At 66.0% G+C, this 24,935-nt stretch carries 28 protein-coding genes and 1 pseudogene; 13 read left to right on the top strand and 16 right to left on the bottom strand.

Features of this window, described 5'->3' with window-relative positions:
* Positions 1-15: 15 nt before the first annotated feature.
* On the bottom strand, positions 16-483 hold the full coding sequence (locus ACOAPY_RS06380; protein ID WP_465155697.1) for a cupin domain-containing protein: 468 nt from the start codon (positions 481-483) through the stop codon (positions 16-18).
* Positions 483-932: a flavodoxin gene (locus ACOAPY_RS06375; protein WP_061905060.1), complete on the bottom strand. Its 450-nt coding sequence runs from the start codon at positions 930-932 to the stop codon at positions 483-485. Before ACOAPY_RS06375 ends, ACOAPY_RS06380 begins: the two co-directional genes overlap by 1 nt.
* Positions 933-1,095: 163 nt before the next feature.
* Between ACOAPY_RS06375 and ACOAPY_RS06370 the strand changes: the two genes are divergently transcribed.
* The 3 genes from ACOAPY_RS06370 (at position 1,096) to ahpF (ending at position 4,110) form a co-directional block, all read left to right on the top strand.
* Complete coding sequence (locus ACOAPY_RS06370; protein WP_021700807.1) at positions 1,096-1,704, top strand: hypothetical protein; 609 nt, start codon at positions 1,096-1,098, stop codon at positions 1,702-1,704.
* 144 nt (positions 1,705-1,848) lie between these two features.
* Positions 1,849-2,412, top strand: coding sequence for an alkyl hydroperoxide reductase subunit C (gene ahpC / locus ACOAPY_RS06365; protein WP_021700808.1), 564 nt, complete (start codon positions 1,849-1,851; stop codon positions 2,410-2,412).
* A 141-nt stretch (positions 2,413-2,553) separates the two neighbouring features.
* Positions 2,554-4,110, top strand: a complete 1,557-nt coding sequence (gene ahpF, locus ACOAPY_RS06360; protein ID WP_142136801.1) for an alkyl hydroperoxide reductase subunit F — start codon at positions 2,554-2,556, stop codon at positions 4,108-4,110.
* Positions 4,111-4,173: 63 nt separating this feature from the next.
* On the opposite strand, the gene dgt is transcribed toward ahpF, so the two are convergent.
* Positions 4,174-5,640: a dGTPase gene (gene dgt, locus ACOAPY_RS06355; protein ID WP_465155695.1), complete on the bottom strand. Its 1,467-nt coding sequence runs from the start codon at positions 5,638-5,640 to the stop codon at positions 4,174-4,176.
* Positions 5,641-5,746: 106 nt separating this feature from the next.
* Here dgt and ACOAPY_RS06350 point away from each other — a divergent pair, with 106 nt between their 5' ends.
* Both ACOAPY_RS06350 and ACOAPY_RS06345 read left to right on the top strand, forming a co-directional pair.
* The gene (locus tag ACOAPY_RS06350) at positions 5,747-5,965 is read left to right on the top strand and encodes a DUF3820 family protein (RefSeq protein WP_076427665.1); all 219 of its coding nucleotides are present in this window, start codon (positions 5,747-5,749) and stop codon (positions 5,963-5,965) included.
* Between the two features lie 90 nt (positions 5,966-6,055).
* Positions 6,056-6,826 carry an SDR family oxidoreductase gene (locus ACOAPY_RS06345; RefSeq protein WP_465155693.1) on the top strand — a complete coding sequence of 257 codons (771 nt, stop codon included), beginning with the start codon at positions 6,056-6,058 and terminating at the stop codon, positions 6,824-6,826.
* A 112-nt stretch (positions 6,827-6,938) separates the two neighbouring features.
* Here the strand turns inward: ACOAPY_RS06345 and ACOAPY_RS06340 are convergent, their stop codons facing one another.
* The 3 genes and pseudogenes from ACOAPY_RS06340 to ACOAPY_RS06330 form a co-directional block, all read right to left on the bottom strand.
* Positions 6,939-7,475, bottom strand: coding sequence for a hypothetical protein (locus ACOAPY_RS06340; RefSeq protein ID WP_465155691.1), 537 nt, complete (start codon positions 7,473-7,475; stop codon positions 6,939-6,941).
* A 91-nt stretch (positions 7,476-7,566) separates the two neighbouring features.
* The gene (locus tag ACOAPY_RS06335) at positions 7,567-8,313 is read right to left on the bottom strand and encodes a polysaccharide lyase family 7 protein (protein ID WP_465155689.1); all 747 of its coding nucleotides are present in this window, start codon (positions 8,311-8,313) and stop codon (positions 7,567-7,569) included.
* Between the two features lie 348 nt (positions 8,314-8,661).
* Positions 8,662-8,742: pseudogene (locus ACOAPY_RS06330) on the bottom strand (hypothetical protein); the annotation flags it as partial.
* Between the two features lie 61 nt (positions 8,743-8,803).
* Here ACOAPY_RS06330 and ACOAPY_RS06325 point away from each other — a divergent pair.
* Positions 8,804-9,939 (top strand): IS3 family transposase gene (locus tag ACOAPY_RS06325; RefSeq protein WP_465155687.1). Its coding sequence is split into 2 segments (ribosomal slippage): positions 8,804-9,056 and positions 9,056-9,939, totalling 1,137 coding nucleotides; the frame shifts between segments, so codons are not numbered across the junction.
* A 185-nt stretch (positions 9,940-10,124) separates the two neighbouring features.
* Here the strand turns inward: ACOAPY_RS06325 and ACOAPY_RS06320 are convergent.
* Positions 10,125-11,438 (bottom strand): NAD(P)/FAD-dependent oxidoreductase, encoded by a 1,314-nt coding sequence (locus ACOAPY_RS06320; RefSeq protein ID WP_465155684.1) that lies wholly within the window; start codon positions 11,436-11,438, stop codon positions 10,125-10,127.
* Between the two features lie 382 nt (positions 11,439-11,820).
* Positions 11,821-12,228, bottom strand: a complete 408-nt coding sequence (locus tag ACOAPY_RS06315) for a MerR family transcriptional regulator (protein ID WP_061905081.1) — start codon at positions 12,226-12,228, stop codon at positions 11,821-11,823.
* A gap of 77 nt (positions 12,229-12,305) precedes the next feature.
* Here ACOAPY_RS06315 and ACOAPY_RS06310 point away from each other — a divergent pair, with 77 nt between their 5' ends.
* A complete protein-coding gene (locus ACOAPY_RS06310; RefSeq protein WP_465155682.1) occupies positions 12,306-13,532 on the top strand; it encodes an NADH:flavin oxidoreductase/NADH oxidase family protein in 1,227 nt (408 codons plus the stop codon).
* On the opposite strand, the gene ACOAPY_RS06305 is transcribed toward ACOAPY_RS06310, so the two are convergent.
* The 4 genes from ACOAPY_RS06305 to ACOAPY_RS06290 all read right to left on the bottom strand — a co-directional run bounded on the left by ACOAPY_RS06305 (position 13,529) and on the right by ACOAPY_RS06290 (position 16,313).
* Positions 13,529-14,185 (bottom strand): cupin domain-containing protein, encoded by a 657-nt coding sequence (locus ACOAPY_RS06305; protein WP_465155680.1) that lies wholly within the window; start codon positions 14,183-14,185, stop codon positions 13,529-13,531. The two genes, ACOAPY_RS06310 and ACOAPY_RS06305, sit on opposite strands and share 4 nt — an antisense overlap.
* 7 nt (positions 14,186-14,192) lie before the next feature.
* The gene (locus ACOAPY_RS06300; protein WP_021702649.1) at positions 14,193-14,612 is read right to left on the bottom strand and encodes a VOC family protein; all 420 of its coding nucleotides are present in this window, start codon (positions 14,610-14,612) and stop codon (positions 14,193-14,195) included.
* Between the two features lie 3 nt (positions 14,613-14,615).
* Positions 14,616-15,299, bottom strand: coding sequence for a type 1 glutamine amidotransferase domain-containing protein (locus tag ACOAPY_RS06295; RefSeq protein ID WP_021702648.1), 684 nt, complete (start codon positions 15,297-15,299; stop codon positions 14,616-14,618).
* A 171-nt stretch (positions 15,300-15,470) separates the two neighbouring features.
* Positions 15,471-16,313 (bottom strand): type 1 glutamine amidotransferase domain-containing protein, encoded by an 843-nt coding sequence (locus ACOAPY_RS06290; RefSeq protein WP_465155678.1) that lies wholly within the window; start codon positions 16,311-16,313, stop codon positions 15,471-15,473.
* A 110-nt stretch (positions 16,314-16,423) separates the two neighbouring features.
* Between ACOAPY_RS06290 and ACOAPY_RS06285 the strand changes: the two genes are divergently transcribed.
* Entirely contained in the window at positions 16,424-17,347 is a 924-nt protein-coding gene (locus ACOAPY_RS06285) for a LysR family transcriptional regulator (protein WP_465155676.1), read from the top strand.
* Here ACOAPY_RS06285 and ACOAPY_RS06280 read toward each other — a convergent pair.
* Positions 17,337-18,251, bottom strand: a complete 915-nt coding sequence (locus ACOAPY_RS06280) for a LysR family transcriptional regulator (protein ID WP_465155674.1) — start codon at positions 18,249-18,251, stop codon at positions 17,337-17,339. The genes ACOAPY_RS06285 and ACOAPY_RS06280 overlap by 11 nt on opposite strands.
* 113 nt (positions 18,252-18,364) lie before the next feature.
* Between ACOAPY_RS06280 and ACOAPY_RS06275 the strand changes: the two genes are divergently transcribed.
* Together ACOAPY_RS06275 and ACOAPY_RS06270 are read left to right on the top strand one after the other, a co-directional pair.
* Positions 18,365-18,964, top strand: a complete 600-nt coding sequence (locus ACOAPY_RS06275) for a short chain dehydrogenase (protein WP_465155672.1) — start codon at positions 18,365-18,367, stop codon at positions 18,962-18,964.
* Positions 18,965-19,033: 69 nt separating this feature from the next.
* The gene (locus ACOAPY_RS06270; protein WP_465155670.1) at positions 19,034-19,339 is read left to right on the top strand and encodes an I78 family peptidase inhibitor; all 306 of its coding nucleotides are present in this window, start codon (positions 19,034-19,036) and stop codon (positions 19,337-19,339) included.
* Here the strand turns inward: ACOAPY_RS06270 and ACOAPY_RS06265 are convergent.
* Positions 19,317-19,625, bottom strand: coding sequence for a hypothetical protein (locus tag ACOAPY_RS06265; RefSeq protein ID WP_465155668.1), 309 nt, complete (start codon positions 19,623-19,625; stop codon positions 19,317-19,319). The genes ACOAPY_RS06270 and ACOAPY_RS06265 overlap by 23 nt on opposite strands.
* Positions 19,626-19,785: 160 nt before the next feature.
* Here ACOAPY_RS06265 and ACOAPY_RS06260 point away from each other — a divergent pair, with 160 nt between their 5' ends.
* Both ACOAPY_RS06260 and ACOAPY_RS06255 read left to right on the top strand, forming a co-directional pair.
* A complete protein-coding gene (locus ACOAPY_RS06260; protein WP_465155666.1) occupies positions 19,786-20,526 on the top strand; it encodes a substrate-binding periplasmic protein in 741 nt (246 codons plus the stop codon).
* A gap of 121 nt (positions 20,527-20,647) precedes the next feature.
* Positions 20,648-21,553: an AraC family transcriptional regulator gene (locus ACOAPY_RS06255; RefSeq protein WP_465155664.1), complete on the top strand. Its 906-nt coding sequence runs from the start codon at positions 20,648-20,650 to the stop codon at positions 21,551-21,553.
* 4 nt (positions 21,554-21,557) lie between these two features.
* Here ACOAPY_RS06255 and ACOAPY_RS06250 read toward each other — a convergent pair whose 3' ends face one another.
* On the bottom strand, positions 21,558-22,442 hold the full coding sequence (locus tag ACOAPY_RS06250) for a pseudouridine synthase (protein WP_465155662.1): 885 nt from the start codon (positions 22,440-22,442) through the stop codon (positions 21,558-21,560).
* 154 nt (positions 22,443-22,596) lie between these two features.
* On the opposite strand from ACOAPY_RS06250, the gene ACOAPY_RS06245 reads away from it, so the two are divergent.
* Positions 22,597-23,289 (top strand): aspartate/glutamate racemase family protein, encoded by a 693-nt coding sequence (locus ACOAPY_RS06245; protein ID WP_465155660.1) that lies wholly within the window; start codon positions 22,597-22,599, stop codon positions 23,287-23,289.
* Here the strand turns inward: ACOAPY_RS06245 and ACOAPY_RS06240 are convergent.
* The gene (locus ACOAPY_RS06240; RefSeq protein ID WP_465155658.1) at positions 23,286-24,869 is read right to left on the bottom strand and encodes a sensor domain-containing diguanylate cyclase; all 1,584 of its coding nucleotides are present in this window, start codon (positions 24,867-24,869) and stop codon (positions 23,286-23,288) included. The genes ACOAPY_RS06245 and ACOAPY_RS06240 overlap by 4 nt on opposite strands.
* Positions 24,870-24,935 lie beyond the last annotated feature (66 nt).

Here is a 24,935-nt window from a genome sequence, read left to right as displayed (position 1 = left end):
TACTGGCCTTGCGGGTCACAACAGCTCGGGATGTTGCTCGATCAGCCATGGCCACTCGGTCTGGGCCAGCGGGTCATCGGCGAGCAGGCGAAAGCCCTCGAAACGGAACTCCGGCGCCACGCTGCAGCTGACCAGGGTGAAGTCGCCCAGGCTACGCGCCGCCTGCCAGGCCGCCGCAGGGACCACGCGCTGCGGCAGTTGCGCGGGGGCGACCGGCCCCAGGCGCTCCGCACGCAGCACCTGAGGCGCATCGCTCACCAGCAACTCCAGCGGCGCCCCTTCATGGAAGAACCACAGCTCGTCGGCGTCGACCCGGTGCCAGCGGCTCGCCGCGCCAGCAGGCAGGAGGAACAGGATGCTGCTGCAGGCGGCGCGGCCGCCCGCAGCCTGCTGCGCCGAGGTGAACAGTCGGCGGTAGTAGCCGCCCTCGGGATGGGCGACCAGCTGCAGCTCGCGGACCAGCTCGGCGGCGCGCGGGTGCATCAGGCGCGCAGCGCGCTGGCCAGCTCGGCCAGCCAGGGTTTGGCGTCCTCGTCCGGCGTCACGCTCTCGCTGGCGTCCAGACGCAGCATCGGCAGCACCTCGCGCACGCCCAGCTCCAGCAACAGCTCGCGCATCTGCTCGCCACCACCACAGAACACGTCGTAACTGGAGTCGCCCAGGGCGATCACCGCGCCAGGCACGCCGCTCCAGGCCGGGAAGCGGTCACGCAGGGCGTAATAGAGATTCTGGATATTGCCGGGCAGCTCGCCCATGCCGGTGGTGGAGGTCACCACCAGAAGTGCCTCGGGCGCGAAGGCCAGCAGCTCGTCGAGCGCCACACCCGGCTTGTGCCAGGCCTCGAATCCGCCGTCCTGCAGCACCTGCTGGGCGACCCGAGCGACGTCTTCGGCGGCCCCGTAGACCGAACCGGAGAGAATGGCGACTTTCATGAACGACTCCACAGCACGTTGAAAATGCTGCGCATTATGCCGCATGTCGCAGGCAGGGGAACTCGAGGCCGGTATAGTCGTCCCAGGCAAGTGATCGCCCACGCCAGGGAAAGGCGCATTTCTTGCAGTCGATCATGTGCCAACTGCCCCAATGGAGGGCGCCATGTCAGATCCCGCACTGTCCAGCGAAGAGCTGGACTTCATCCGCGAAGTGTTCAGCAGCCAGCTGATCGGCAAACCTCTGTCGATCCCGGCCTTCAAGGTGGACGGCGGCCCGCTGGCCAACGCGTTGCTCACGCGCCTCGGCCTGCACGCCAACCTCAGCCTCGAGGCAAAGCTGGATCGCTGCCACGTCAGCTTCCCCCTGCAACTGGTGGAAGATGAACTGCACGGCCTGCAGCTGGAGATGGGCGCGCCGAACATCTTCGAGGAAGGCGCGGTGCGTCGCCCGTGGCGTCTGGAGCTGGACGAGCCGCTGGCGCTGCGCAACCGCCAGGGCCGCGTCAATGCCTTGCGCGTCCTGGAGCTGGCGCCCGCCAGCGTGGTTTTGGGCAGCACCGACGGGCGCTCGCCGCCGGAATACTTCGACCTCTGGCTGTCGCTGCCGGGAGCCGATAGCATGCCGCTGCACGGCCGTCTGATTCGTCGGGTGAGCGGCACGCGCGCGGCCTACCAGCTGAAACTGCAGCACCAGGAACACGGCGAGCGTATTCGCCAGTTCATCTTCGAGCAGTATCGTCAGCGCCACCCGCAGCTGCAGATCGCCGGCTGACCGGCCATAGATGTCTGTCTATTTTTGAATGGATGCAGATAGACCAAAGCAATCGTCTTCATGCCTTCATTCAATTTAGCGATTACAGGCGCTGCGGTTAGTATGCGCAGCATCAAGTTTCCAACCCCCAACAGGAGTTCTCTCATGTCCCTGATCAACACCCAGGTTCAACCCTTCAGCGCCAACGCCTTCCACAATGGCGAGTTCATCCAGGTCACCGAGCAGAGCCTGAAAGGCAAGTGGTCCGTGCTGATCTTCATGCCGGCTGCCTTCACCTTCAACTGCCCGACCGAAATCGAAGACGCCGCCAACAACTACGCCGAGTTCCAGAAGGCCGGTGCCGAGGTGTACATCGTCACCACCGACACCCACTTCTCCCACAAGGTATGGCACGAAACCTCCCCGGCCGTAGGCAAGGCCCAGTTCCCGCTGATCGGTGACCCGACCCACCAGCTGACCCGCGCTTTCGGCGTGCACATCGAGGAAGAAGGCCTGGCCCTGCGTGGCACCTTCGTGATCAACCCGGAAGGCGTGATCAAGACCCTGGAAATCCACTCCAACGAAATCGCTCGCGACGTCTCCGAGACCCTGCGCAAGCTGAAAGCTGCCCAGTACACCGCCGCCAACCCGGGTCAGGTTTGCCCGGCCAAGTGGAAAGAAGGCGAGAAGACCCTGGCTCCGTCCCTGGACCTGGTCGGCAAGATCTAAGATCTGCCCGGGGCCACATAGGCCCCACTCCGCCTTGCGCTTCGCCGGCTGTAACCCAGCCGCAAGTGCCCGAACGCCCGGGCGCGATCCGTCCGGGCGTTTGTTTGTCCGAAATTTGCTATTCGCCAGAGGAATCCCGTCATGTTGGACGCCAATCTGCAAACCCAGTTGAAGGCCTACCTCGAGAAGGTCACCCAGCCGTTCGAGATCGTCGCTTCCCTCGATGACGGCGAGAAGTCTCAGGAGCTGCTCGGACTGCTCAACGACATCGTCGGCCTGACCGACAAGATCACCCTCAAGACCGATGGCAACGACGCACGTCGTCCGTCGTTCTCGCTCAACCGCCCGGGTGCGGATATCGGCATTACCTTCGCCGGTATCCCCATGGGCCACGAATTCACCTCGCTGGTACTGGCCCTGCTGCAGGTCGGCGGCCACCCGTCCAAGCTGGACGCGGAAACCATCGAGCAGATCAAGAGCATCGAAGGCCGTTTCGAATTCGAAACCTACTTCTCGCTGAGCTGCCAGAACTGCCCGGACGTGGTCCAGGCGCTGAACCTGATGGCCGTGCTCAACCCCAACATCCGCAACGTGTCCATCGACGGCGCGCTGTTCCAGGAAGAAGTCGAGCGCCGCCAGATCATGGCTGTGCCGAGCATCTACCTGAACGGTGAAGTGTTCGCCTCGGGTCGCATGGAGGTGAAGGAAATCCTCGCCAAGATCGACACCCAGGCCGGCAGCCGAGACGCCGAGAAGATGAATGCCAAGGACGCCTTTGATGTGCTGGTCGTGGGCGGTGGCCCGGCTGGCGCCGCAGCGGCCATCTACGCCGCGCGTAAAGGTATCCGCACCGGTGTGGCAGCCGAGCGCTTCGGCGGCCAGGTGCTGGACACCATGGCCATCGAGAACTTCATCTCGGTGCAGGAGACCGAAGGCCCGAAACTGGCCCGCGCCCTGGAAGAGCACGTGCGTCAGTACGACGTCGACATCATGAACCTGCAGCGCGCCTCCGCCCTGATCCCGGCCAGCGCCGAAGGCGGTCTGCACGAAGTGAAGTTCGATAACGGCTCCAGCCTCAAGGCCAAGACCGTCATCCTCTCCACCGGTGCCCGCTGGCGTGAAATGGGCGTACCCGGCGAGCAGGAATACAAGGCCAAGGGCGTGTGCTTCTGCCCGCACTGCGACGGCCCGCTGTTCAAGGGCAAGCGCGTGGCAGTGATCGGCGGCGGCAACTCCGGTGTCGAGGCGGCGATTGACCTGGCCGGCATCGTTGCCCACGTCACCCTGCTGGAGTTCGCCGACACCCTGCGTGCCGATGCCGTGCTGCAGAACAAGCTGAACAGCCTGCCGAACGTCACCGTGATCAAGAGCGCGCTGACCACCGAAGTGATCGGCGACGGCCAGAAAGTCACCGGCCTGACCTACAAGGACCGCACCACCGACGCGCTGCACACCGTCGAGCTGGAAGGCATCTTCGTACAGATCGGCCTGCTGCCCAACAGCGACTGGCTGAAAGGCACCGTGGAGCTCAACCGCTTCGGCGAGATCATCGTCGACGCCAAGGGCGCCACCAACATCCCCGGCGTGTTCGCCGCCGGTGACGTGACCACCGTGCCGTACAAGCAGATCGTCATCGCCGTGGGCGAAGGTTCCAAGGCCTCGCTGAGTGCCTTCGACCACCTGATCCGCCACAGCTGATCGGTAAGCGCTAACGAAAAAGCCGGGCCTCCGCGAGGGAGCCCGGCTTTTTCATGCCCGCGCTTACTGAGCGCTGAGTACCGCGAACTCGTCCTCGGCCAACTGGTCGGTCAGGCCGCTGACGAAGTCCAGCAACAGGCGCGTGCGGTAGTAGAACTCCCAGGCCGGTGCATCGGTACCGGCGTGCTCGCTCAGTGCCTGGCGATAGGCGCTGAGCAGATGGGTGGGCAGGCGGCGCAGCAGCATGCGCTGGTCGGCGCGGCCCTGGCCTTCGAGCAGCGCCTGGAAGTCGGCGCCGGTCAGGCCCAGCAATGCGCCATAGCCCTCCAGCAGCCCTTGCAGGATGCGCAGGCCGCGCAGCTGCAGGGTTTCCACTTCGCGGTGGCAGAACACCTGCTCGGCGCCCACCGTCTTGAAGGTCTGCACCACCGCGCAGGCCGGGCTGTCGTCCTCCAGCAGGGCGCGGTCGAGCGTGCCGGCATACACCGCGTCGAGCTGTTCGATGAACTGCCCGGCGGCGTGCTGCACCAGCGGGTGGATCAGGTTGACGCGCAAGCGGATAAAGAACTGCCCGACCTTGTCCACCGGCTCAGCCTCGGCGCGTTGCCAGGCGTCGTCCAGCAGTTCGGTGAAGCTGCGCCCGCGCGCATCGATGGCCGTATCCAGCGGCTTGAAGCGGGCGAAGGTCTCGCGCAGCAGGGAGCACAGGCGCGGCAAGTCGAGGATGCCCTTGACCACGGCGTCCTCCAGGTCGGCCAGGCAGTAGGAAATGTCGTCCGCCGCCTCCATCACGTAGACCAGCGGGTAGCGCGTCTGTGGCGCCATGCCCAGCGTCTGCCACAGCCGGGTGACGAAGCCCTCCTCGCTCAGGTAGAAGCCGGGCTTCTTGCGCAGGTAGGCACCGGCGCTGCCTTTCGGCGGCTTCACCTGGTGCGCCGCGCGCACGTACTTGAGCATGCAGGCGGCCTGGCTGTAGGTCAGGTTCATGTCGTGCAGGCGATGTACCAGGCGAATGGCCTGGGCGTTGCCTTCGAAGCTGTTGAGGTCACGCAGCATGCGCTCGCGCAGCTCGGCATCGGCCTGCGGCACGGCGTGGTCGAACAGCCGCTGCAGGTGTCGCGCGCACCAGTCGCCGATGGCGAACTCACCGAAGTGGCCGAACGGCGGATTGCCGATGTCATGGCTCAGGCAGGCCATCTCCACCAGCGTTTCCAGCACCCGCTCCAGGCCGTCCAGCCCGTACTCGCTGGAGCGCGGACCCAGGCGCTGGAACAGGGTACGGACGATATGCCGGCCGACCTGCTGCACCTCCAGTGAATGGGTCAGGCGGCTGCGCACCGCCGCATTGCGCTCCAGCGGGAACACCTGGGTCTTCTGCTGCAGGCGGCGCACCGCCGCCGAGTTGAGGATGCGCCCTCGGTCACTCTCCAGTCGCTCGCCCAGCTCGAACAGCCAGGCGTCAGCGCCGGGCTCGGGCACCGCGCCGCTGTCACGGGCACGGCGCAGGGAAATCTTCTGCTTGAAATCCAAGGCACTCGCTCCTTGCCGATCAGCCGGCAGCCTAACGCGCCAGCCGCGGCCCCGGCTAGCCGCGCGGCAGGTTATGCTGTGCGGCCGTTCACCGCCTGACGCCACCATGAACCCCGATGACCTCTTGCTGCTGGTGACCCGCAGCATGCCCTTCGGCAAGTACCAGGGCCGCCTGCTCGCCGACCTGCCCGGCCACTACCTCGCCTGGTTCGCCCGCCAGGGCTTTCCCAAGGGCGAACTGGGCCGCCTGCTGGCGCTGATGCACGAGATCGACCACAACGGCCTGAATGCCCTGCTGGAGCCGCTGCGCCAGCGTCACCGCTGATGCCCAGGCATTTGCGCCGGCTATAAACACTCTCGCCTGCCGCCGCCTCGTTTAGGGTAAGGGCTTGTCCCTGACTCGCGAGGAACCGTCATGCATCCCTACTTCAGCCTGCAAGGCCGCACCGCTCTGGTGACCGGCGGCAGCCGCGGCATCGGTCGGATGATTGCCCAGGGCCTGCTCGAAGCCGGCGCCCGCGTATTCATCTGCGCCCGTGATGGCGCCGCCTGCCTCGAGGCCGCCGAGGAACTCGCGATATATGGCGAATGCATCGGCCTGGCCGCCGACCTTGCCAGCGAAGACGGCGCACGCGCCCTGGCCGAGGAGCTGAGCGGCCGCATCGGGCAGCTCGATATCCTGGTCAACAACGCCGGCACCACCTGGGGCGCGCCGCTGGAAAGCTATCCCGTGAAAGGCTGGGAGAAGGTCATGCAGCTCAATGTCACCGCCGTGTTCAGCTGCATCCAGCAACTGCTGCCGCTGCTGCGCAAGGCCGGCAGCGCGCAAAGCCCGGCGCGGGTGATCAACATCGGTTCGGTGGCCGGCATCAGTGCGTTCGGCGAACAGGCCTACGCCTATGGCCCGAGCAAAGCAGCGCTGCACCAGCTGTCGCGCATACTGGCCAGGGAACTGGTGAGTGAGCACATCAACGTCAACGTGATCGCCCCCGGCCGCTTCCCGAGCAAGATGACCCGGCATATCGCCGGCGACGAGGCGGCCATGGCCGAGGACGTGGCGCATATCCCCATGCAACGCTGGGGACGCGAGGAAGAGATGGCCGCCCTGGCCATCAGTCTGTGCAGCGCGGCGGGGGCCTACATGACCGGCACCATCATCCCCATTGATGGCGGCTTCAGCCTGTAAACACGGGCAGACTTGGCGCGCACCGCCCGGCACCCCGGATACGTGGCGTCGAGCAGTGAAGTCAGCTTCCGGACACCTGTCACCGTGCGGCTGGCGCGGTGAGGGCCGGAGGCTAGTTCGACTGCTCCAGCTCGGCTTTCAGCGCCTCGTAGGCCGGCGCCGCATAGATGCCGACTTCCACGGCCAGTTCGAGCACACGCGGCAGGTCGCTGGTGTAGACGAGCACGCACTGCAGCTCATCGTCCAGCGGCTCGCTGAGATCCACCAGCACGTAGCCGCCCTTCTCCTTGTACAGCGCGGAGAGCTGCACCTGGATGCGGTTGAGCGCCTTGAGCGGCTCGACCTTGGCCAGCTGCTTGGGCTTGATGTTGAAGGTCACGCTTGGGCCGAAGGAGTCGATGATCTGCGCCAGCAGGGCCTCGTAGTCGTCGGCCTGAAACAGCACGGTATCCGGCAGGCTGCCGATCACCACCCACTCCCCCAGCGGAATGGGGAAATCATCGTCGTAGTTGATGTCCGGATTAGCGGCGAGAAAGGCTGCCGGGTCGGCATAGGCCTGGGCGGCCTCGTCGGCGATGCGGGCGATCTCCTCGTCGGTCATGCAGCCGGAGCTGATCAAGGTGATGAGTTCAAGGAGCTGGGCTTTCATGAGGTGATCCTGGGCGGGTGAAACGGGCGCATAGGATAGCCGCCGCCCCCTCGCGGCGCACGCTCGGCGGATCCGACTGCACCTCGTCGTTTCACTCGTGGTGCACCTTCAGCTGGGTGAATTGCACCTCGCCGGCATCTTCGGCCCCATCCTCCTCGTCGTCCTGCACATAGGCGCCGGCCTTGAAGTAGAAGCCGACATCGCGCCAGGCCGGGTCTTCGCGGAAGAAGTCGTGTTCGATGCGCTCACCGTTCACTTCCACCGCCAGCACACCGTCGCGCACCTCGATGCGGTAAGAGAACAGATCGTTGCCCACCAGCGTGGCGAAGACATGAGTGATGTCCTCGTTACTGCCCTGCGGGTGGCGCTTGATCAGCGCCTTGATCCGGCCCTTCTGCCACTGCAGCTTGATCAGCGGGCGAGCGTCGAAGCCATGCACCTGCCCGACAATGATCTTCTGCGTGCTCGGCGCGCGCAGCACCCGGGCGCTGGCCTGCAGCTGGTGGAAGCCGCTACCCGACCAGTTGCGGTTGTCATCCTCCGGGTCGAGCAGCTCGCGCAGCTCGGCGCGCGGGTAGTCGGAGTTCTCGGTACTGCCGCCACCGGCCGGCGCCAGAAAAACCATGGCGCCGTTGTCCGCCAGGTGGAAATAGCGCGAAGCGTAGCCGGCACGCAGCCTGGCGCTGGAGACCTCACTGGCATCGTCGTCCGGCAGGGTCAGCTTCCAGTGCGTCAGGTCGTAATGGCCGACGGGCGACTGATAGTCACCCCGCTCGTCATGGCTGCAACCGGCCAGTACCAGCAGAACGCCACCCAAGCAGAGTCTTGATCGTTGCATTGGCTTTCTCCCGGATGACTCGTCGCGCCATCTATACAGGCTCTGTGCAGACAGCACGACCAGTATCGAGGTTTCACATGACCAGGTAGTGGCCGGCATGGCGCAAGGGCGATGTCTTATCCCAAAACCTAGGACAAGCTTCACCAAATCGCCGCCTTTGCACGGCGGCTAACGGCCCAGACCGTGTAAAAACGCAGCGGGGTGATGGATAGCTGGATATTGGATTGTTTTAGCGGCACCCAGAGGCCCTACGGGCTCCTGGTGTGTCGATCCGAGTCATTCAACCGATTCGGGCAAGTGTGGCTCCGCGATGCTTGGTGACGAGTTCAACGAGCTGCCAGTGGGGTTTCAGGCCCTCATTGCGGCCATCAGCGTACTATTGCCCAGCAGGCTCAGCACCCGTTTGAAGTTGTAGGCGAGCACATGCAGGTGGACTACCCCCGCTCCGGTAGACATCCCCGGCCTATGCTTTGAGCATAGGAGGAAGTCTATGAGCACCCAGCGATTCACCCCGGAATTCAAGGCAGAAGCCGTCAGACAGGTCGTTGAGCGCGGATATTCAGTAGCGGAGATCGCCGCGCGCCTCGGAGTCTCTACTCACAGCCTCTACAAATGGGTGAAGGTCGTCACCCCCGATAAGTCGGAGAAGCAGGCCAGCGAACTGCTCGAAGCCAAGAGTGAAATCCTACGGTTGCGAGCCCAGATGCGCCGCCTTGAAGAAGAGCGGGATATCTTAAAAAAAGCCGCGCGGTACTTTGCCAGGGAGCCCGAGTGAAGTACCGCTTCATGAACGAGCATCGCCACCAGCACGCCATCACCACGATGTGCCGGGTATTGCGGATTGCTCGTGCCGGGTTCTATCAATGGCTGCACAAGCCCGTTTCTGATCGTGAGCAGGAAAACCACCGGTTGCTGCAACTGATCCGCGACTCCTACGCGGCCAGTCGTGGTGTTTACGGCGCACGCCGGGTCTTTGGCGACCTGCGGGAAGCCGGTGAAACTTGCGGCAAACACCGCGTCGCTCGTCTGATGCGTGCCCACAAGATCAAGGCCCTGCGGGGCTACAAGGCGCCACGCCCAATCGCTGGGCGGCCCTCGATAATCGCACCCAACCATCTCAACCGTGAATTCACTGTCGATGCTCCCAACAAGGCTTGGGTGACCGACATCACCTACATCCGTACCTGGCAGGGCTGGCTGTACTTGGCTGTGGTGGTGGATCTCTATGCACGCAAGGTGGTCGGTTGGTCGATGAAGCCGACACTGACCCGCGAGCTGGCCCTGGACGCGCTACTCATGGCGCTCTGGCGGCGCAAGCCTAAGAGTCGGGTCATTGTTCACTCCGATCAGGGTAGCCAGTACGGCAGTGATGACTGGAAACGTTTCTGCGCTGCCAACAACCTGGAGCCCAGCATGAGTCGCCGCGGTAACTGCTGGGATAATGCGGTGGCCGAGTCCTTTTTCAGCAGCCTGAAGAAAGAGCGCATCCGTAAACGCATCTATAAAACCCGCGACCTGGCTAGGGCTGATGTGTTCGACTACATCGAGGTTTTCTACAACCGAACCCGACGCCACAGTCACTTGGGTGGCGTCAGTCCCGAGGCCTTTGAAAGCGCCTCGTTATGAGGCCGGAAAATGTCTACCGGAGCGGGGGTAGTCCACTGGGCCGAAAGCAGCCCCCCCACCAAATACAAACAATCTCCAACCAGACCAACCACCCTAAGCTCATCCACAGCAACAGCCAAAGCCGAATTCAACAGCGCTAGTCGTCACTGTTGAACTCGCCGATCACCCTGCCCGACCGCTGCGCCTCAGCGCAGCTTCTCCATCATCTGGTAGTACCACATGCCGGCAGCCAGCATCGGGTTGCCGAACACATCGCCCAGCGGCACCTTGATGTGCTTGCAGGCGGCGAAGGTGTCGTAGTGGCCGAGGGTGCCGGTCAGGGCGTTGGCCATGATCTCGCCCATGATGTGGGTAGTGGCGATGCCGTGGCCGGAGTAGCCCTGGCAGTACCAGACGTTCTGCGACAGCTTGCCCAGCTGCGGGATGCGGTTCATCACGATGCCCATGGCGCAGCTCCACTGGAAGTCGATCTGCACGCCCTTGAGCTGCGGGAAGGTGCGCTCGATGCACGGGCGCAGCTCGCCAGCAATGTCGCGCGAGTCGCGGCCCGAGTAGTTGGCACCGCCGCCGAACAGCAGGCGGCCGTCGGCGGTCATGCGGTAGTAATCGAGCACGAAGCGGCAGTCGTACACGGCCAGGCTCTGCGGATTCAGCTCCTTGGCCAGGTCGCCCAGCGGCGCGGTGGTGACGATGCCGCCCATGGCCGGGAAGATCATGCCCTTGAGCTGCTTGCGCTCAAGCTTGTGGTAGACGTCGCCGGCCAGCAGTACCTGGGCGGCGTCGATGCGCCCGCCGGAGGTGACCACAGTCGGGCGCGGGCCGTGAATGATGTCCAGCACCTCGGAATGCTCGAAGATCAGCGCGCCCAGGCTCTCGGCGGCCTTGGCCTCGCCAATGCACAGGTTGAGCGGGTGCAGGTGCATGTTGCGGGTGTTCTTGATCGCGCCCAGGTACAGGTCGCTGGCCAGGTGCTCGCGCACGCCGGCGGCGTCGAGCAGGGTCACCTCGTCGCCCATGCCGCGTTCCACGGCTTCGGCGTAGGAGGCCTGCAGCTCATCCATGTGCGAAGGCTTCATTGCCGCGTGCAGGTGGCCGTGTTTCAGGTCGCACTGGATGCCGTACTTCTGCACGCGGTTCTTGATGATCTCGTGACCGCGCCAGCGCAGATGCCAGATGAAGTCGTCAACCTCCTCGCCCAGCGTATTGCGCATCTGTTTGCGCATAGCCGCGTCGCCCGACAGGCTGCCGGTGACCTGACCGCCGTTGCGCCCGGTGGCGCCCCAGCCGATCTTGTGGGTCTCGACAATGGCGACTTTCAGGCCGCGTTCGGCCAGCTCCACGGCGGTGGCGACGCCGGTGAAACCGCCACCGATGATGGCGACGTCGACGCTGACCTGGCCCTGCAGGCTCGGGTAGTGAGTCTCCTCGTTGAGCGTCGCGCTATAGTAGGACGGAGCGCGTTCGGCGGCGGGGATTACGGGCTTGGTGGCGGCGTTCATCGGGTTTTCCTCGGGGCTGGTCCTGCATGACCGGCACTTATTGTTCTGTTCGAATCGCGCACCGCGCGACGGCGGGACGCTGGCAAACGGCGCTCCTGGGAGCACCAGACTCAGGCGATGAGAGCGGCATCCGGAGGGCGCGCATGGCGGCAATGCCAGAGGGCCCAAAAGGCCAGAATGGGATAACCGCCGAAGAGACCGGCACCTTGGTGGATGCGAGCTGGCAAGCGGCTTTCGGGAAAGGGTGCATTCATGAGGATGCAGCCTCGCACGGCAAAGAACGGGCTTTAAATCCGATTCTTTGCACTTTCAGTTGTGCTTTGGCTAAACAATCATTAACACGGAGCGAGGGGCCTGCTTACCGGGCGCAGGTCATGGATACCTACCGGCGCTCATGCATTTTCGCCAGCATGCGCTGAGCGTTCTCCGCGCACTGCATGCCCGCCGGCTTGTTCTCGATGTCGGCGATGGTGGCCAGCAGCTGGGCGCGGTTCTGTGCCAGGCGCGCCTGCATCGCCTCGATCTCGCCGACCTTGGCCCTGAGCGCGGCCAGCAGCTCGTCGTGCGGCCAACTCTTGGCCACCGGGTCGGGCAGCAGGCGGCGGATTTCCTCCAGGCTGAAGCCCGACTGCTGGGCACAGGCGATCACCGCCAGGGTTTGCTCGGCCTCCGCTGGGTAGTCGCGATAGCCGTTGCTCTGGCGCTGCGCGGCGATCAGCCCGCTGGCCTCGTAGAAGCGGATGCGCGAGGGCGCCAGGCCGGTGCGCCTGGCCAGTTCGCCGATTTTCATGCCGATGCCTCCGGGCTATTGACCTTGAAGTTGACTTTAACCTTAGTCTTGCCGCACACGCCACCGCGGAGCCCTCCATGAACGCCTTCCAGCCCCTGCTACTGCCTAACGGCACCCAGATCCCCAACCGCATCGCCAAGGCGGCGATGGAGGAAAACCTGGCCGCCCTCGACCAGGGCCCCTCGGCCGAGCTGCTGCGCCTGTACCAGGCCTGGGCCGAGGGCGGCGCCGGCCTGCTGCTGACCGGCAACGTGATGATCGACCGCCGCGCCATGACCGGCCCCGGCGGCGTGGTGCTGGAGGACGACCGCCTGTTGCAACGCTTCCGCGACTGGGCGCGCATCGGCCGCGCCCAGGGCGCGCAGTTCTGGATGCAGCTCAACCACCCCGGCCGGCAGATGCAGGCCAACCTCGGCCAGCCAACCGTTGCGCCCTCGGCCGTGGCCCTGGAACTGGGCAGCTTCTCCAAGATGTTCCCGCTGCCGCGGCCGCTGAGCGACGAGGAAATCGGCGAGCTGATCCAGCGCTTCGCCCGCAGCGCCGCGCTGGCCGAACAGGCCGGCTTCACCGGCGTGCAGATCCACGCCGCACATGGTTACCTGCTCAGCCAGTTCCTCTCGCCGCTGAGCAACCAGCGCACGGACAGCTGGGGCGGCCCCATCGAGAACCGCGCGCGCCTGCTGCTGGAGGTGGTCAAGGCGGTGCGCGCGCAGGTGGCGCCGGGCTTCTGCGTCGCGGTCAAGCTGAACTCGGCGGACTTCCAGCGCGGCGGCTTCGACGCCAGCGATGCCAAGCGCGTGGTGCAGATGCTCAATGAACTGGACGTCGATCTGGTCGAGCTGTCCGGCGGCAGCTACGAGGCCCCGGCCATGCAGGGCGATGCCCGCGACGGCCGCACCCTGGCGCGCGAGGCCTACTTCCTCGAATTCGCCCGTGAGATCGCCCAGGTGGCACGCATGCCGGTGATGGTCACTGGCGGTATCCGTCGCCTGCCGGTGGTGCAGCAGGTGCTCGATAGCGGCCTGGCCATGGCCGGCATCGCCACCGCGCTGGCCATCGAACCGGACCTGCCGCGCCAGTGGCAGGCCGGGCAGAACAGCACGGCCGAACTGCCGCCGATCCGCTGGAAGCGCAAGGCGCTGGCCTCGCTGGCCTATATGGCGACGGTGAAGTACCAGCTGCGCCGCCTCAGCCAGGGCCGGCGCCCCAACCCCGGCGTGTCACCGCTGCGCGCGCTGCTCGCCGAGCAGCTGAAGACCGCCCGCCGTGCCCGTCAGTACCGGCGCCTGATGGCCAGCGCCTAGGGCGCGAGATGCCCGCTCTTGCACCAGAGCAGGCAGCCCTCGGCGCTGCCCGGGCGGTGGCTGAACTGCGCCGGGTAGCGCAGCCAGCTGCCCGCAGGATAAGTCCCACGCTCGTCCTGCAGGCTGCCTTCGAGCACGAGCAACTCGGCGCCGCCGGGATAGCCCTGTAGCGCTTGCGCGGTGCCGGGCGCCCAGCGCAGCAGGCGCACCTGCTCGGCGGCGAACGCGTGCAGGGCCAGCTCGCGCTGGCCGGGTAGCGCACCCGGCGTCCACTCGGCACGGCGGCTGTCGATCACCACCTCGGCGCGGTCGGCCGCATCGAACTGCATCAGCTTGACGAAAATCGTGCAGCCCTCGCGGCTGAACGGCGCGTGGCGGCTGCCGATGGGATTGCGCACGTAGGTGCCGGCCGGATAGTCGCCGCGTTCGTCGGAGAACACCCCCTCCAGCACCAGGAATTCCTCACCGCCCGGATGCCCGTGCGCGCTGAAGTGCGAGCCCGGCGCGTAGCGCACGATGGAGGTGGCCCGCGCCAGCTCCTCGCCGATGCGGTCGAGCATCCGCCGCTCCACCCCGGCCAGCGGCGAGGCCACCCAGGGCGTATCGCCCGGGCGGATCACCACGGGCAGGGCGAAGTCGGCGTTCAGGCGCACCGCGCGCTCACCAGCTGCCGACGTTGGGCATGGACACCCAGGGTTCGGCCGGCGCCAGCGGCTCGCCCTTCTGCAGCAGCTCGATGGAGATCTGGTCCGGCGAGCGCACGAAGGCCATGTGGCCGTCACGCGGCGGGCGGTTGATGGTCACGCCGTGTTCCTGCAGGCGCAGGCAGGCGGCGTAGATGTCGTCCACCGCATAGGCCAGGTGGCCGAAGTTGCGCGCGCTGCCGTAGTCCTCGGGGTCCCAGTTGTAGGTCAGCTCGACCTGGGCATCCGCATCGCCCGGGGCAGCCAGGTAGACCAGGGTGAAGCGGCCCTGGGGGTAGTCGCGCTGCTTGAGTACTTCCAGGCCGAGGGCATCGCGGTAGAAGCGCAGGGAGGCGTCCAGATCACGGACGCGCACCATGGTGTGCAGGTATTTCATCGCTCAGTTCCGTTCCACAAGGGTCAGCAGGGCCTCGGCACTGGCGTCCGAGGAAGCGGGATTCTGCCCGGTGACCAGCAGACCGTCGACCTCGACATGGCTGTGCCAGTCGGCCGCCCGGCCATAGACGCCGCCGTGGGCCTTGAGCATGTCCTCGACCAGGAAGGGCACCACGTCGGTCAAAGCAACCGCCTCTTCCTCGCTGTTGCTGAAGCCGGTGACGCGCTTGCCGCGCACCAGCGGCGTGCCGTCCGCGGCCTTGACATGGCGCAGCACGCCCGGCGCGTGACAGACCGCGCCTACCGGCTTGCCGAGGGCGATGAAGCGCTCGATCAGGGCGACGGAAGTGGCGTCCTCGGCCAGATCCCAGAGCGGGCCATGGCCGCCAGGGTAGAACAGCGCATCGAAGTCTTCGGCGCGCACCTGCGTCAGCGGCACGCTGGTGGCCAGCAGTTGCTGCGCCTCGGCGTCCTCGGCAAAGCGCCGGGTGGCGGCGGTCTGCGCGTCCGGGGCATCGCTCTTCGGGTCGATCGGCGGCTGGCCGCCCTTGGGCGAGGCCAGGGTGATCTGCGCCCCGGCGTCCTTGAACACGTAATAGGGCGAGGCGAATTCCTCCAGCCAGAAGCCGGTCTTGTGCCCGGTGTTGCCGAGTTGGTCGTGGGAGGTGAGTACCAGCAGAATCTTCATGAACAGCTCCTCGGGATAGTGCCCGCTGTGATTTCGATGCCCTAGAGGGTAGGTCGCTCGAGGTGATTCGTTAACTCAAAATCCTTGATTTCAGACATTCAAAAAATGGATAGCTGAAACAAGCGCGCGGCGGTCATACCTGCCCACCGGCAGCGCTTATGCCAGGCGGACTCAGCGCGCCTCCAGCTGATTGATCAGGGCCTCGGCCAGGGCCTTGTCGGAGAAGGGGTTCTGCCCGGTGATCAGCTCGCGGTCGACCACCACGTGCGGCTGCCAGGCCTTGGCGTATTGCATGTCGCCACCGGCGGCGGCCATTGCCGGAGCCGGGTAGTAGCGGATGCGTGCGCCATCCAGGGAGCTCTCGAACACCGCCTCCTCCGGGTCGGAGAAGATGGTCATGCGGTAGCCCTGGTAGGTCCAGTCCGCGGCCGCCGGTCGCTCGCCGCGCACCAGCGCCGCCTCATAGCCCTGTGGATCAGCCTGCGCCGCCAGCAGCGCAATGGGGCCGTGGCAGATGGCGGCAGTGGGCTTGCCGGCCTGGTGGAAATGGCGCAGCAGGGTGCCGACCTGCGGGTTGTTGGCCAGGTCGATCAGCGGCGCGTGGCCACCGGGGATGAACAACCCCTCGTACTGCTCCAGATCGCCGGCCAGCACCTCGTCGAGCGACAGGCTGTCGTCGATGCCCGGCAGCCCGGCCACTACCTGCTGGATACGCTGCATCTCGGCGGCGTCGCCGCCGAAGTACTGCGGGTCGACGGACTTCTGATCCACGCTCGGCGCATTGCCCCTGGGCGTCACCAGCACCAGCTCGTAGCCGGCCTTGAGCAGGCGGTCGGCCGGCACGCCGAACTCGTTGAGGTAGTAGCCGGTGGCGTAGTGCTGGCCATCCTTGAGCGCAAGCCGGTTCTCGCTGGACAGCAGCACCAGCACCTGGCCCTTGGGCTCGGCGGCGACGGCGGCAGTGGCGGCGAGACTAGCGAGCACGGCCAGGGCCAGCGGGTGGAAGGTCTTCATGGGCGGTCTCCGTTGAATGAGGCGAACGGGGGTCCGTTCGGATGAGGCGAATCTTAGGCGGGCGGTTATGATTCGATAATTCGAAAGCTTTTATTTCTGGTATCCAAAAAGTGAATATCGCCAACAAGGACCTCAACCTGCTGCTGGTCTTCCACGTGCTCTACCAGGAGCGCAACGCCTCGCTGGCCGCCGCGCGCATGGCGCTGAGCCAGCCGGCGCTGAGCCACAAGCTGAACAAGCTGCGCCACGAGCTGGGCGATGCGCTGTTCGTGCGCGCCCCACGCGGCCTCACGCCAACGCCACGGGCCCATGAACTGGCGCCGCTGGTGCAGGGCCTGGTGGCCGAGCTGGAGGCCCTCTACGACCAGTGCGAGGGCCGCGACTTCCTGCAGCGCGCCGAGCGCATCCACCTCTACACCACCGACTACATCGAGCAGACCCTGCTGCCCGCCCTGCTGCCGCGCCTGCGCGAGCAGGCGCCCAACCTGCTGCTGATCACCCACAACACCCGTGGCCTGCTGCCGCGCGAGGAGCTGGAGAAAGGTACCTGCGACCTGGCCATCGCCGGCTTCTACGCCAACCTGCCGGACACCTTCCGCCAGCAGCGCCTGCTCTCCGAGGATTTCGTGGTGCTGGCCGCGCGCGACCATCCGCGCCTCGCCGGGGGGCTCGACCTGGCGGCCTACCTGGCCTGCGAACACCTGCTGACCACCCTCACCGGCGACCTCAACGGCCTGGTCGACCGCGCCCTGCAGGCTCAGGGGCAAACACGCCGGGTGGCGGCCGGGCTGTCCAGCTTCATCGCGCCGAGCCGCCTGGTGCGTGGCAGCGAACTGCTGCTCACGTGCCTGCGCTCGGTGGCCGAGGAGGCGGTGGCGCGCGATGCCTCGCTGGTGTTGCATCCCCTGCCGGCCGGCCTGGAGTTGCCACAGGTGGAAGTGATGCAGATCTGGCACGAGCGCACCGACGCCGACCGCCTGCGCCGCTGGCTGCGCCAGCAGATCCAACAGGTGGCCGGCGAGCTCAGGCGCTGAGGCCGTCCAGCGCCAGGCGGCTGCGCTCGAACCAACCCAGCAGATAATCCACCAGCGCCTGAGTACGGCGCGGCAAGCTGCCCTGCCAGGGGTGCACGAGGAACACCGGGGTGCTGCGCGTCTGGTAGTCGCGCAGCAGCCATTGCAGGCGACCATCGGCCAGCTCGTCCTGGACCATGTAGGACGGCAGGCGGGCGATGCCGGCGCCGCTCAGCGCCGCCTTCTTCAGCAGGCTGTAGTGGTTGCTGGCCAGCTGCCCGGACACCGGCACCCGCTCCAGGCGGTGCTGGCGGTGGTACAGCCACTGCTCGAAACCGCTGTAGTGGGTATTGAGCAGGCACTGGTGCCGACTCAGCTCGGCCGGCGTCTGCGGCGCCGGGTGGCGCGCCAGGTAGGCCGGCGCGGCGCAGGTGATTTCCTGCAGGGCGAACAGCGGCCGCGCCACCAGGCGCTCGTCCTGCTCGACGCCGGAGCGGATGGCCAGGTCGAAGCCATCGGCAACCAGGTCGCGGTAGGTATTGGCCAGATCCAGTTCGACCCGTACCTGCGGGTAGCGGCTGGCGAAATCCAGCAGCAGGGCATCGAAGAAGGTTTCACCGAGCGACACCGGTACGGTCAGGCGCACCGTGCCGGCCACCTGGTCCTGCAGGCTGCGCACCGCCTGCCGCGCGCGCTGGGCCTGGGCCTGCAGCGCCTGTGCCTCGGGCAACAGGGCGGCGCCGGCGGCGGTCAGGTGCAGGCGCCGCGTGGTGCGGTGCAGCAGCTGGCTGCCGAGGCTGCGCTCCAGGCCGCTGATGCGCTTGGACAACTGGCCCTTGCTGCAGCCCATGCGTTCGGCGGCGGCAGTGAAACTGCCGGCCTCGACCAGCAGGGCGAAGGCGACCAGGTCTTCCAGTTCGCTCATGGCGCGGCACTCACTGTTTCCATATGAGAACCAAAGGTTTCACATTACATGGATTATTGGCAACTCAATACCGCCTAAGCTGGCTCCACACCCCCTCACTCAGGAGTCTCAGCATGAAAATCATCCTCGTCGGTGCCAGCGGCACCATCGGCCAGGCCATCGACCGTGAACTGCGCGAGCGCCACGACATCATCCGCGTCGGCCGCCACAGCGGCGAACTGCAGGTGAACATCACCGACCCGGCCTCGATCCGCCGCCTGTTCGAGCAGACCGGCCCGTTCGACGCACTGATCAGCGCCGCCGGCAACGCTCACTTCGGCGCACTGGAGGAGCTCACCGCCAAGGAGTTTGCCGTAGGCCTGGACGATAAGTTGATGGGCCAGATCAACCTGGTGCTGATCGGCCGCGAGTTTGCCAATGACGGTGCCTCCTTCACCCTTACCTCCGGCGTGCTCAGCGAAGACCCGATCCGCTATGGCGCGGCGGTCAGCACGGTGAATGCCGCGCTGGACGGTTTCGTCCGCGCCGCCGCCCTCGAACTGCCACGCGGCCTGCGCATCAACGGCGTGAGCCCGACCGTACTGGAGGAATCGCTGCCGGCCTACGGCCCCTACTTCCGCGGCTTCAAGGCGGTGCCGGCGGCCACGGTGGCACTGGCGTACGCCAAGAGCGCCGAGGGCCTGCAGACCGGCCAGGTCTACCGCGTACTCTGATCGCCACGGTTGCCTGACGGGGCAGACGGTGGCACGGTGGAACCCTGTTTTCAGACAAGGACGCCCACCATGAGCCGAATCCTGCCCCTTCCCGCCCTACTGGCCGGCGCCCTGCTCGCCGGCTGCGCCGCCAGCCCGCAGCAGGACGGCGCCAAAGCGAACAAGGGCGACGGCCGCTGCAACGCCGAGCCGGTGCAGTATCTGCTGGAAGAACGCATCACCACCGACCTGGCCGAGCGCGCGCGCGCCGAGTCCGGCGCTGCTCAGCTACGGGTCACCCACCCCAACCAGCCGGTGACCATGGACTACAACCCGCAGCGCTTGAACATCGATATCGACGAAGACGACATCATCATCCGCCTGAGCTGTGGCTGAGGCCGGACGCCTCCTCACCCATCTCGAGACGCTGCGCCAGTCCCTCACCCAGCAGGCGACCAAGCATTTCATGCAGATGCGGCAACCGCAGGTTGGCCTCCAATGCCTGCCGGGACACCCAGAGGCCACGCAACTGCCACACCTCGCCCTGGCGCAGCAGCTCACAGCCCTGGCAGGCGGCATCGGTGAGCATCCATTGCTGCAGTTCAACCAGGCGCTGCTCCAGCGTCGCTGCCTGGTTTCGCATCACCTGGCAGCTCACCAGGCCGACTATCGCTTGTGGCATCGCTTCGCTCCCGTCTGCCCTACGCACCCAGACTGCAGCCGCGCGAAGCCCGAGGGTTAGGCGAATACTGCCAAGCATTTGCCTGATTCTGCCGACCACGTTGCGCAGTCGGCCCGAACATTGCAATCTGCCACCTCGTCCAAATCTGCCGAGACCACCTTTGAGACCCTTGCTGCTCGCCTTGCTGCTTGCCACGCTGCCAGCTACCGCTGCGGACTGGCAGGTCTACACCCACAGCCTCGGCAACCAGGCCAGCAGCGTCGACGGCGATTTGCGCGGGCTTGCACACGGCGGCAAGCGCGCCTTTTACCTCGAATTGGTGCGCACCGTGCTCGGCGAACTCGGACAGCCACAGAACATCGTCGAAGTACCACTGGCACGAGGCCTCAAACTGGTCCAGTCGCGCGCCCATGTGGTGCTCTTCAACCTCAGCCGCACCGAAGAACGCGAGCATCTGGTGCACTGGGTCGGCCCGACCCTGCAGGAAAATGACTACCTGTATGAATTGAGTGTGCGCCCCACCGGTGTCCGCAGCCTGGCCGAAGCCACCGATATGCCGGTCTGCGTGCTCAACGGCAGCTCCCATGACAGCCTGTTTGTCGAACACCAGTTCACCCAGCTGCGCCGCGCCAACTCCTATGCGGGCTGCTTCCGCATGCTCGCCGCCGGCCGCGTGCTGCTGGTGGCCTCGGCCGACCGCGACCTGCCGAACATACTGGCAGAGGCCGACGTGGGCATCGACGAGGTGGCGCCCAGCGCCGTATCGCTGGGGCAGGACCACGGCTACATCGCACTGTCCCTGGATACGCCGGCTGCCGAGGTGGCTCGCTGGCGGGCAGCCCTGGCGCAGCTGAATCGCGATGGCCGTTACCAGCAACTGTACGACCGCTACGCCCACTGAGCCGGCCGGGTGATCTGCACGATACTGCCGCGCACTTGCCTATTCCTGCCAAGATCAATCCAGCCGCGGGCAGCCGTGAGAGCCGGCCAGGTAAGCTGCCACACTCGCCAAGGAATTCCCCATGCCAGACGCCAACGCCATGCATAGCCAGCGCCTGCAGCTGGCCGAGCTGATCGCCCGTTTCGCCGGAGCGGACGGCACGCACGACACCGCCATTGCCAACCTGGTGCTCTTCCGTGCCAGCAAGCCCTCACCCATCACCCACACCCTGTATCGACCCGCCCTGTGCGTGACCGCCCAGGGGCAGAAGGTGGTGTGCCTGGAAGACGAGCGCTATTGCTACGACCCACTGCATTACCTGGTGGCCGCAGTGACCTTGCCGGTCACTGGCGAAGTGACCGAAGCCACGGTCGACGAGCCCTACCTGGGCATGCGCCTGGACATCGACCCTGCCGAGCTGGGCGAGTTGATCGCCAGCGCAGGTCCCATCGGCATGCCCAGTCGCAGCAGTGGTCGCGGCCTGCATGTCGATCCGCTGGACACGTCGCTGCTGGATGCGGTGCTACGCCTGCTTCGGCTGCTCACCACACCACGCGACATCGCCATGCTCGCTCCACTGGTGCGCCGCGAGATCCTCTACCGCCTGCTGTGCAGCCCGCAGGGCCAGCTGCTGCGCGACATCGCCACGGCAGACAGCCAGGCACACCGAGTCAACCGCGCCATCGAGTGGCTGAACCGCCACTACGACGAGCCGCTGCGTATCGACGAGCTGGCACGCGTAGCCAACCTGAGCACGTCCACCCTGCACCACCGCTTCAAAGCTGTAACCGCCATGAGCCCGCTGCAGTACCAAAAGCAGCTGCGCCTGCAGGAAGCGCGGCGGCTAATGCTGTGCGAGAACCTGGATGTATCGAGCGCCGGCTACCGGGTCGGCTACGAAAGCCCATCGCAGTTCAGCCGCGAATACAGCCGCCTGTTCGGCGAGCCACCGGTGCGCGACCTGGCGCGTCTGCGCGGCGCCGTCTGAAGCGCTACCAGTCGAGTTCGATGCAGCTCTCGAAACGGCGCGTCTCGCCACTCAGCGGGTCGCTGAAGGCCAGGCTGTGGGCCAGCAGCTTGAGCGGCCGACTGAAATCGTCCACGCCCTTCTCATCGACCAGCTCGGGGTAGAAGGTGTCATTGGCGATCGGCGCGCCAAGAGCGGCCATGTGCACGCGCAGCTGGTGCTGTTTACCGGTGACCGGGAACAGCCGATAGCGCCACTGTTCGCCGTGGCGCTCCAGCACTTCCAGCAGGGTCTCGCTGTTTGGCTCGCCCGCCACCTCACGCATACGGAAGAACGGCTCGCCCTTCTCCAGGCGGCTGTGCCGGCGCAGCGGGAAGTCGTACTGCGGCAGCGCCGGGGCGATGGCCTGGTAGCGCTTGTCGATGCGCCGTTCGCGGAACAGCGCCTGGTAGGCGCCACGGCTGGCCGGCGTGGTGGAAAACAGCACCAGCCCGGCAGTGTGCCGGTCGATGCGGTGCAGCGGTGCCAGCTGCGGATTGCCGGTCTCGCGCACCAGGCGGGTGAGCAGGGTCTCCTCGGCGTAGTCGCCAGCCGGCATGACCGGCAGGAAGTGCGGCTTGTCGGCTACCAGCAGGTGCGCGTCCTGATAGAGGATCTGCGCCTGGAACGGGATCGGTCGTTCGTTCTCGATCTCGCGGAAGTACTGCACGCGCAGTGCCTCGCGATAAGGGGCATCCGGGCCCAGCGGCTGGTCGCGGTCGTCCAGCACCAGGCCACGGGCCATGCGCTGCAGCCAGGTTTGCCGGGAGATCTGCGGGAAGCGCGCGCACAGGCAGTCGAGCACGGTTGCCCAGTCACCGGGCGGCAGGTGCAGGAAACTGGGGCGAACGTGCAGGGGGCGCGACGACATGGCGGGGCTCGACAAAAGGGCTGCGCATTATTCCGCAGTCGGCGCAAAAACGCCGCTCCGGTCATCTGTTGGGGTCGATCCACGCCTGGCTGTGACTGTCGGGCCACCCCACCAGCGGCGCATGATCGACGACCGACACCACAAGGAACTCGCGATGAAGACCATAGGCCTGCTCGGTGGCATGAGCTGGGAGTCCACCCTGCCCTACTACCGCCATATCAACGAAGCGGTACGCGAGCGCCTGGGCGGCCTGCATTCGGCACGGCTGGTGCTCTACAGCCTGGACTTCCACGAGATCGAAGCGCTGCAGCGCCAGGGCGACTGGGCCGCCGCCGGCACGCTGCTGGCCGATGCGGCCAGGCGTCTGGAAAGCGCGGGAGCGGACTTCCTGCTGCTCTGCACCAACACCATGCACAAGGTGGCGGACGCCATCGAGGCGGCCAGCGACCTGCCGCTGCTGCATATCGCCGACCCGACCGCCACGGCCATCCGGGCCGCCGGCCTGCAGCAGGTCGGCCTGCTCGGCACCCGTTTCACCATGGAGCAGCCCTTCTACCGCGAGCGCCTGGAGCAGCGTCATGGCATTCAGGTGCTGGTACCGGACGAGCCCGACCGCACCGAAGTACATCGGGTGATCTACGAGGAGCTGTGCCGGGGCGTGGTCAGCGAAGCCTCGCGGCAGGCCTATCGCCAGGTGATCGGACGCCTGGTGGCGAACGGCGCCCAGGCGGTGATTCTCGGCTGCACCGAGATTGGCCTGCTGGTGCAGTCCGGCGATGCCGGGGTACCGCTGCTCGACACCTGCCGCCTGCATGCCCACGCGGCGGCCGACCTGGCACTGAGCTAGCCGATCAGTTGCACGATGCTCTCGTCGTACAGCATCACGCGGTCGCGACCGGCGGCCTTGGCCGCGTAAAGCGCCTTGTCGGCCCCCTGAATCAGGGTCTCAGGCCCCTGTGCGGCGCCCTCTGCCGGCGAATAGACATGGACCCCGGCGCTCAGGCTCAGGCGCAGCCGGGGCGATCCGGCGTGGGCCACGGCGCGCGCCTCCAGCGCCTGGCGCACCTGCTCGGCCACCTGCAATGCACCCTCGCCGTCGGTCTCGGGTAACAACAGACAAAACTCCTCGCCGCCGTAGCGTACCGCCAGATCGGCCGGCCGCTTCTGGGCACTGCGAATCACATCGGCGACCAGACGCAGGCATTCGTCGCCGGCCGAATGGCCATAAATGTCGTTGTACTGCTTGAAGTAGTCGACATCGAGCAGGACCAGTGCCAGTGGCCGCTGCGAGCGATTGGCGCGCGCGAACTCGTCGCTCAACGCACGAATGAAGCGACGGCGGTTGGCCAACCGTGTGAGTTCGTCTTCCAGCGCCTGTTGCTCCAGGCGCTGATTGAAGGCCCGCAGGGCATCACGCGTGGCGATGAGCTCCACCTGGGTGTGCTGTGCCTGCCGAATGAGGCGCAGCAGGTAAAAACCGAACAGCCCGAGCAGGGCCATCAGCGAACCCACGATCAGGGCCTGGCGCAGGGCGTCTTCGCGCCAATCAGCGAAGATGTCGTCCTTGGCCAGCGAGGCAATCACGACCAGCGGGTAATCCTGGATCTGCCGGTAGCTGTAGAGCCGCACCACACCATCGTAAATCGACGGCAGCATGACGGTCCCGGTTGGGCTCTGCGGCAGCAGGCTGCTGAAGATGGGGCCGTGCGCCACGTCCATGCCGATCATCGACTCACGAAACGGGCTGTGCAGGACCAGGGTGCCATCGTTCAGCACCAGGTTGATGGTGCCCTGCTGGCGGATGTCGAAGGTGGCATAGAACTGGCGGAAATAGTCGATGGACAGCGTCGCCAGGGCCACCCCGGCGAACTGGCCTTGTGCATCCTCCAGGCGTCGCGACAGCGGGATGATCCAGTCACCCGTGAGGCGACTGCGGATCGGCCGACCGACACGGGAACCGTGGTCATCGGGGTGATCGCGGTGATAGATGAAATACTCGCGATCGGCGTTGTTGGCCCCTGGCGGCAGCTCGCCAAAGGAATTGACCAGCCAGCGACCCTCGCGGTCATAGGCAAACAAACCATGCAGCTCGCCCAACTCGTAGACATGCAGGCGCATCAGCTGCGCCAGGCGCTGCAGCTGAGCGGGCTGACGACCATCGGTCTGCAAGCGCTCGACCAGATCGAGCAGGACGGTATCGGCTTTTCTCAGCGAGTCGCTGGCCTGGCGCGCCAGCGCGGAAGCCAGGTTGGACGTCTCGATTTCCGCATCTCGCAGCTGGACCTGGCGCGCCGTCCACATCAACCAGCCGTCGATGACCAGCAGCGACACGCAGACCAGCACCACGAAGGTCCGCGCCAGCGGCACTACGCCCGGTTTCTGCCACCAACGCCCCCGACTGCCACCGGTATTGCTGCCATTGCTCATCAAACGCCGCTACCCACGCTGTCGACCATGTCCCAGATATAGAAAAGCATCGCCAGGGTCAATCCA

Source organism: Pseudomonas stagnisoli (assembly GCF_048595745.1).
Taxonomy (GTDB): Bacteria; Pseudomonadota; Gammaproteobacteria; order Pseudomonadales; family Pseudomonadaceae; genus Aquipseudomonas; species Aquipseudomonas alcaligenes_A.
Note: the sequence above shows the minus strand (reverse complement) of the source record. Positions and strands in the feature narration are given on the sequence as shown.

Excerpts from the sequence above, each read along its gene's own strand:
- ACOAPY_RS06255 (WP_465155664.1), top strand. The coding sequence starts at position 20,648 with ATGCCAGACGCCAACGCCATGCATAGCCAGCGCCTGCAGCTGGCCGAG.
- ACOAPY_RS06250 (WP_465155662.1), bottom strand. The coding sequence starts at position 22,442 with ATGTCGTCGCGCCCCCTGCACGTTCGCCCCAGTTTCCTGCACCTGCCG.
- ACOAPY_RS06245 (WP_465155660.1), top strand. The coding sequence starts at position 22,597 with ATGAAGACCATAGGCCTGCTCGGTGGCATGAGCTGGGAGTCCACCCTG.
- ahpF (WP_142136801.1), top strand. The coding sequence starts at position 2,554 with ATGTTGGACGCCAATCTGCAAACCCAGTTGAAGGCCTACCTCGAGAAG.
- ACOAPY_RS06375 (WP_061905060.1), bottom strand. The coding sequence starts at position 932 with ATGAAAGTCGCCATTCTCTCCGGTTCGGTCTACGGGGCCGCCGAAGAC.
- ACOAPY_RS06310 (WP_465155682.1), top strand. The coding sequence starts at position 12,306 with ATGAACGCCTTCCAGCCCCTGCTACTGCCTAACGGCACCCAGATCCCC.
- ACOAPY_RS06275 (WP_465155672.1), top strand. The coding sequence starts at position 18,365 with ATGAAAATCATCCTCGTCGGTGCCAGCGGCACCATCGGCCAGGCCATC.
- ACOAPY_RS06240 (WP_465155658.1), bottom strand. The coding sequence starts at position 24,869 with ATGAGCAATGGCAGCAATACCGGTGGCAGTCGGGGGCGTTGGTGGCAG.
- ACOAPY_RS06380 (WP_465155697.1), bottom strand. The coding sequence starts at position 483 with ATGCACCCGCGCGCCGCCGAGCTGGTCCGCGAGCTGCAGCTGGTCGCC.
- ACOAPY_RS06290 (WP_465155678.1), bottom strand. The coding sequence starts at position 16,313 with ATGAAGACCTTCCACCCGCTGGCCCTGGCCGTGCTCGCTAGTCTCGCC.
- ACOAPY_RS06315 (WP_061905081.1), bottom strand. The coding sequence starts at position 12,228 with ATGAAAATCGGCGAACTGGCCAGGCGCACCGGCCTGGCGCCCTCGCGC.
- ACOAPY_RS06270 (WP_465155670.1), top strand. The coding sequence starts at position 19,034 with ATGAGCCGAATCCTGCCCCTTCCCGCCCTACTGGCCGGCGCCCTGCTC.
- ACOAPY_RS06265 (WP_465155668.1), bottom strand. The coding sequence starts at position 19,625 with ATGCCACAAGCGATAGTCGGCCTGGTGAGCTGCCAGGTGATGCGAAAC.
- ACOAPY_RS06335 (WP_465155689.1), bottom strand. The coding sequence starts at position 8,313 with ATGCAACGATCAAGACTCTGCTTGGGTGGCGTTCTGCTGGTACTGGCC.
- ACOAPY_RS06320 (WP_465155684.1), bottom strand. The coding sequence starts at position 11,438 with ATGAACGCCGCCACCAAGCCCGTAATCCCCGCCGCCGAACGCGCTCCG.
- ACOAPY_RS06300 (WP_021702649.1), bottom strand. The coding sequence starts at position 14,612 with ATGAAATACCTGCACACCATGGTGCGCGTCCGTGATCTGGACGCCTCC.
- ACOAPY_RS06340 (WP_465155691.1), bottom strand. The coding sequence starts at position 7,475 with ATGAAAGCCCAGCTCCTTGAACTCATCACCTTGATCAGCTCCGGCTGC.
- ACOAPY_RS06345 (WP_465155693.1), top strand. The coding sequence starts at position 6,056 with ATGCATCCCTACTTCAGCCTGCAAGGCCGCACCGCTCTGGTGACCGGC.
- ahpC (WP_021700808.1), top strand. The coding sequence starts at position 1,849 with ATGTCCCTGATCAACACCCAGGTTCAACCCTTCAGCGCCAACGCCTTC.
- ACOAPY_RS06295 (WP_021702648.1), bottom strand. The coding sequence starts at position 15,299 with ATGAAGATTCTGCTGGTACTCACCTCCCACGACCAACTCGGCAACACC.
- ACOAPY_RS06280 (WP_465155674.1), bottom strand. The coding sequence starts at position 18,251 with ATGAGCGAACTGGAAGACCTGGTCGCCTTCGCCCTGCTGGTCGAGGCC.
- ACOAPY_RS06350 (WP_076427665.1), top strand. The coding sequence starts at position 5,747 with ATGAACCCCGATGACCTCTTGCTGCTGGTGACCCGCAGCATGCCCTTC.
- ACOAPY_RS06370 (WP_021700807.1), top strand. The coding sequence starts at position 1,096 with ATGTCAGATCCCGCACTGTCCAGCGAAGAGCTGGACTTCATCCGCGAA.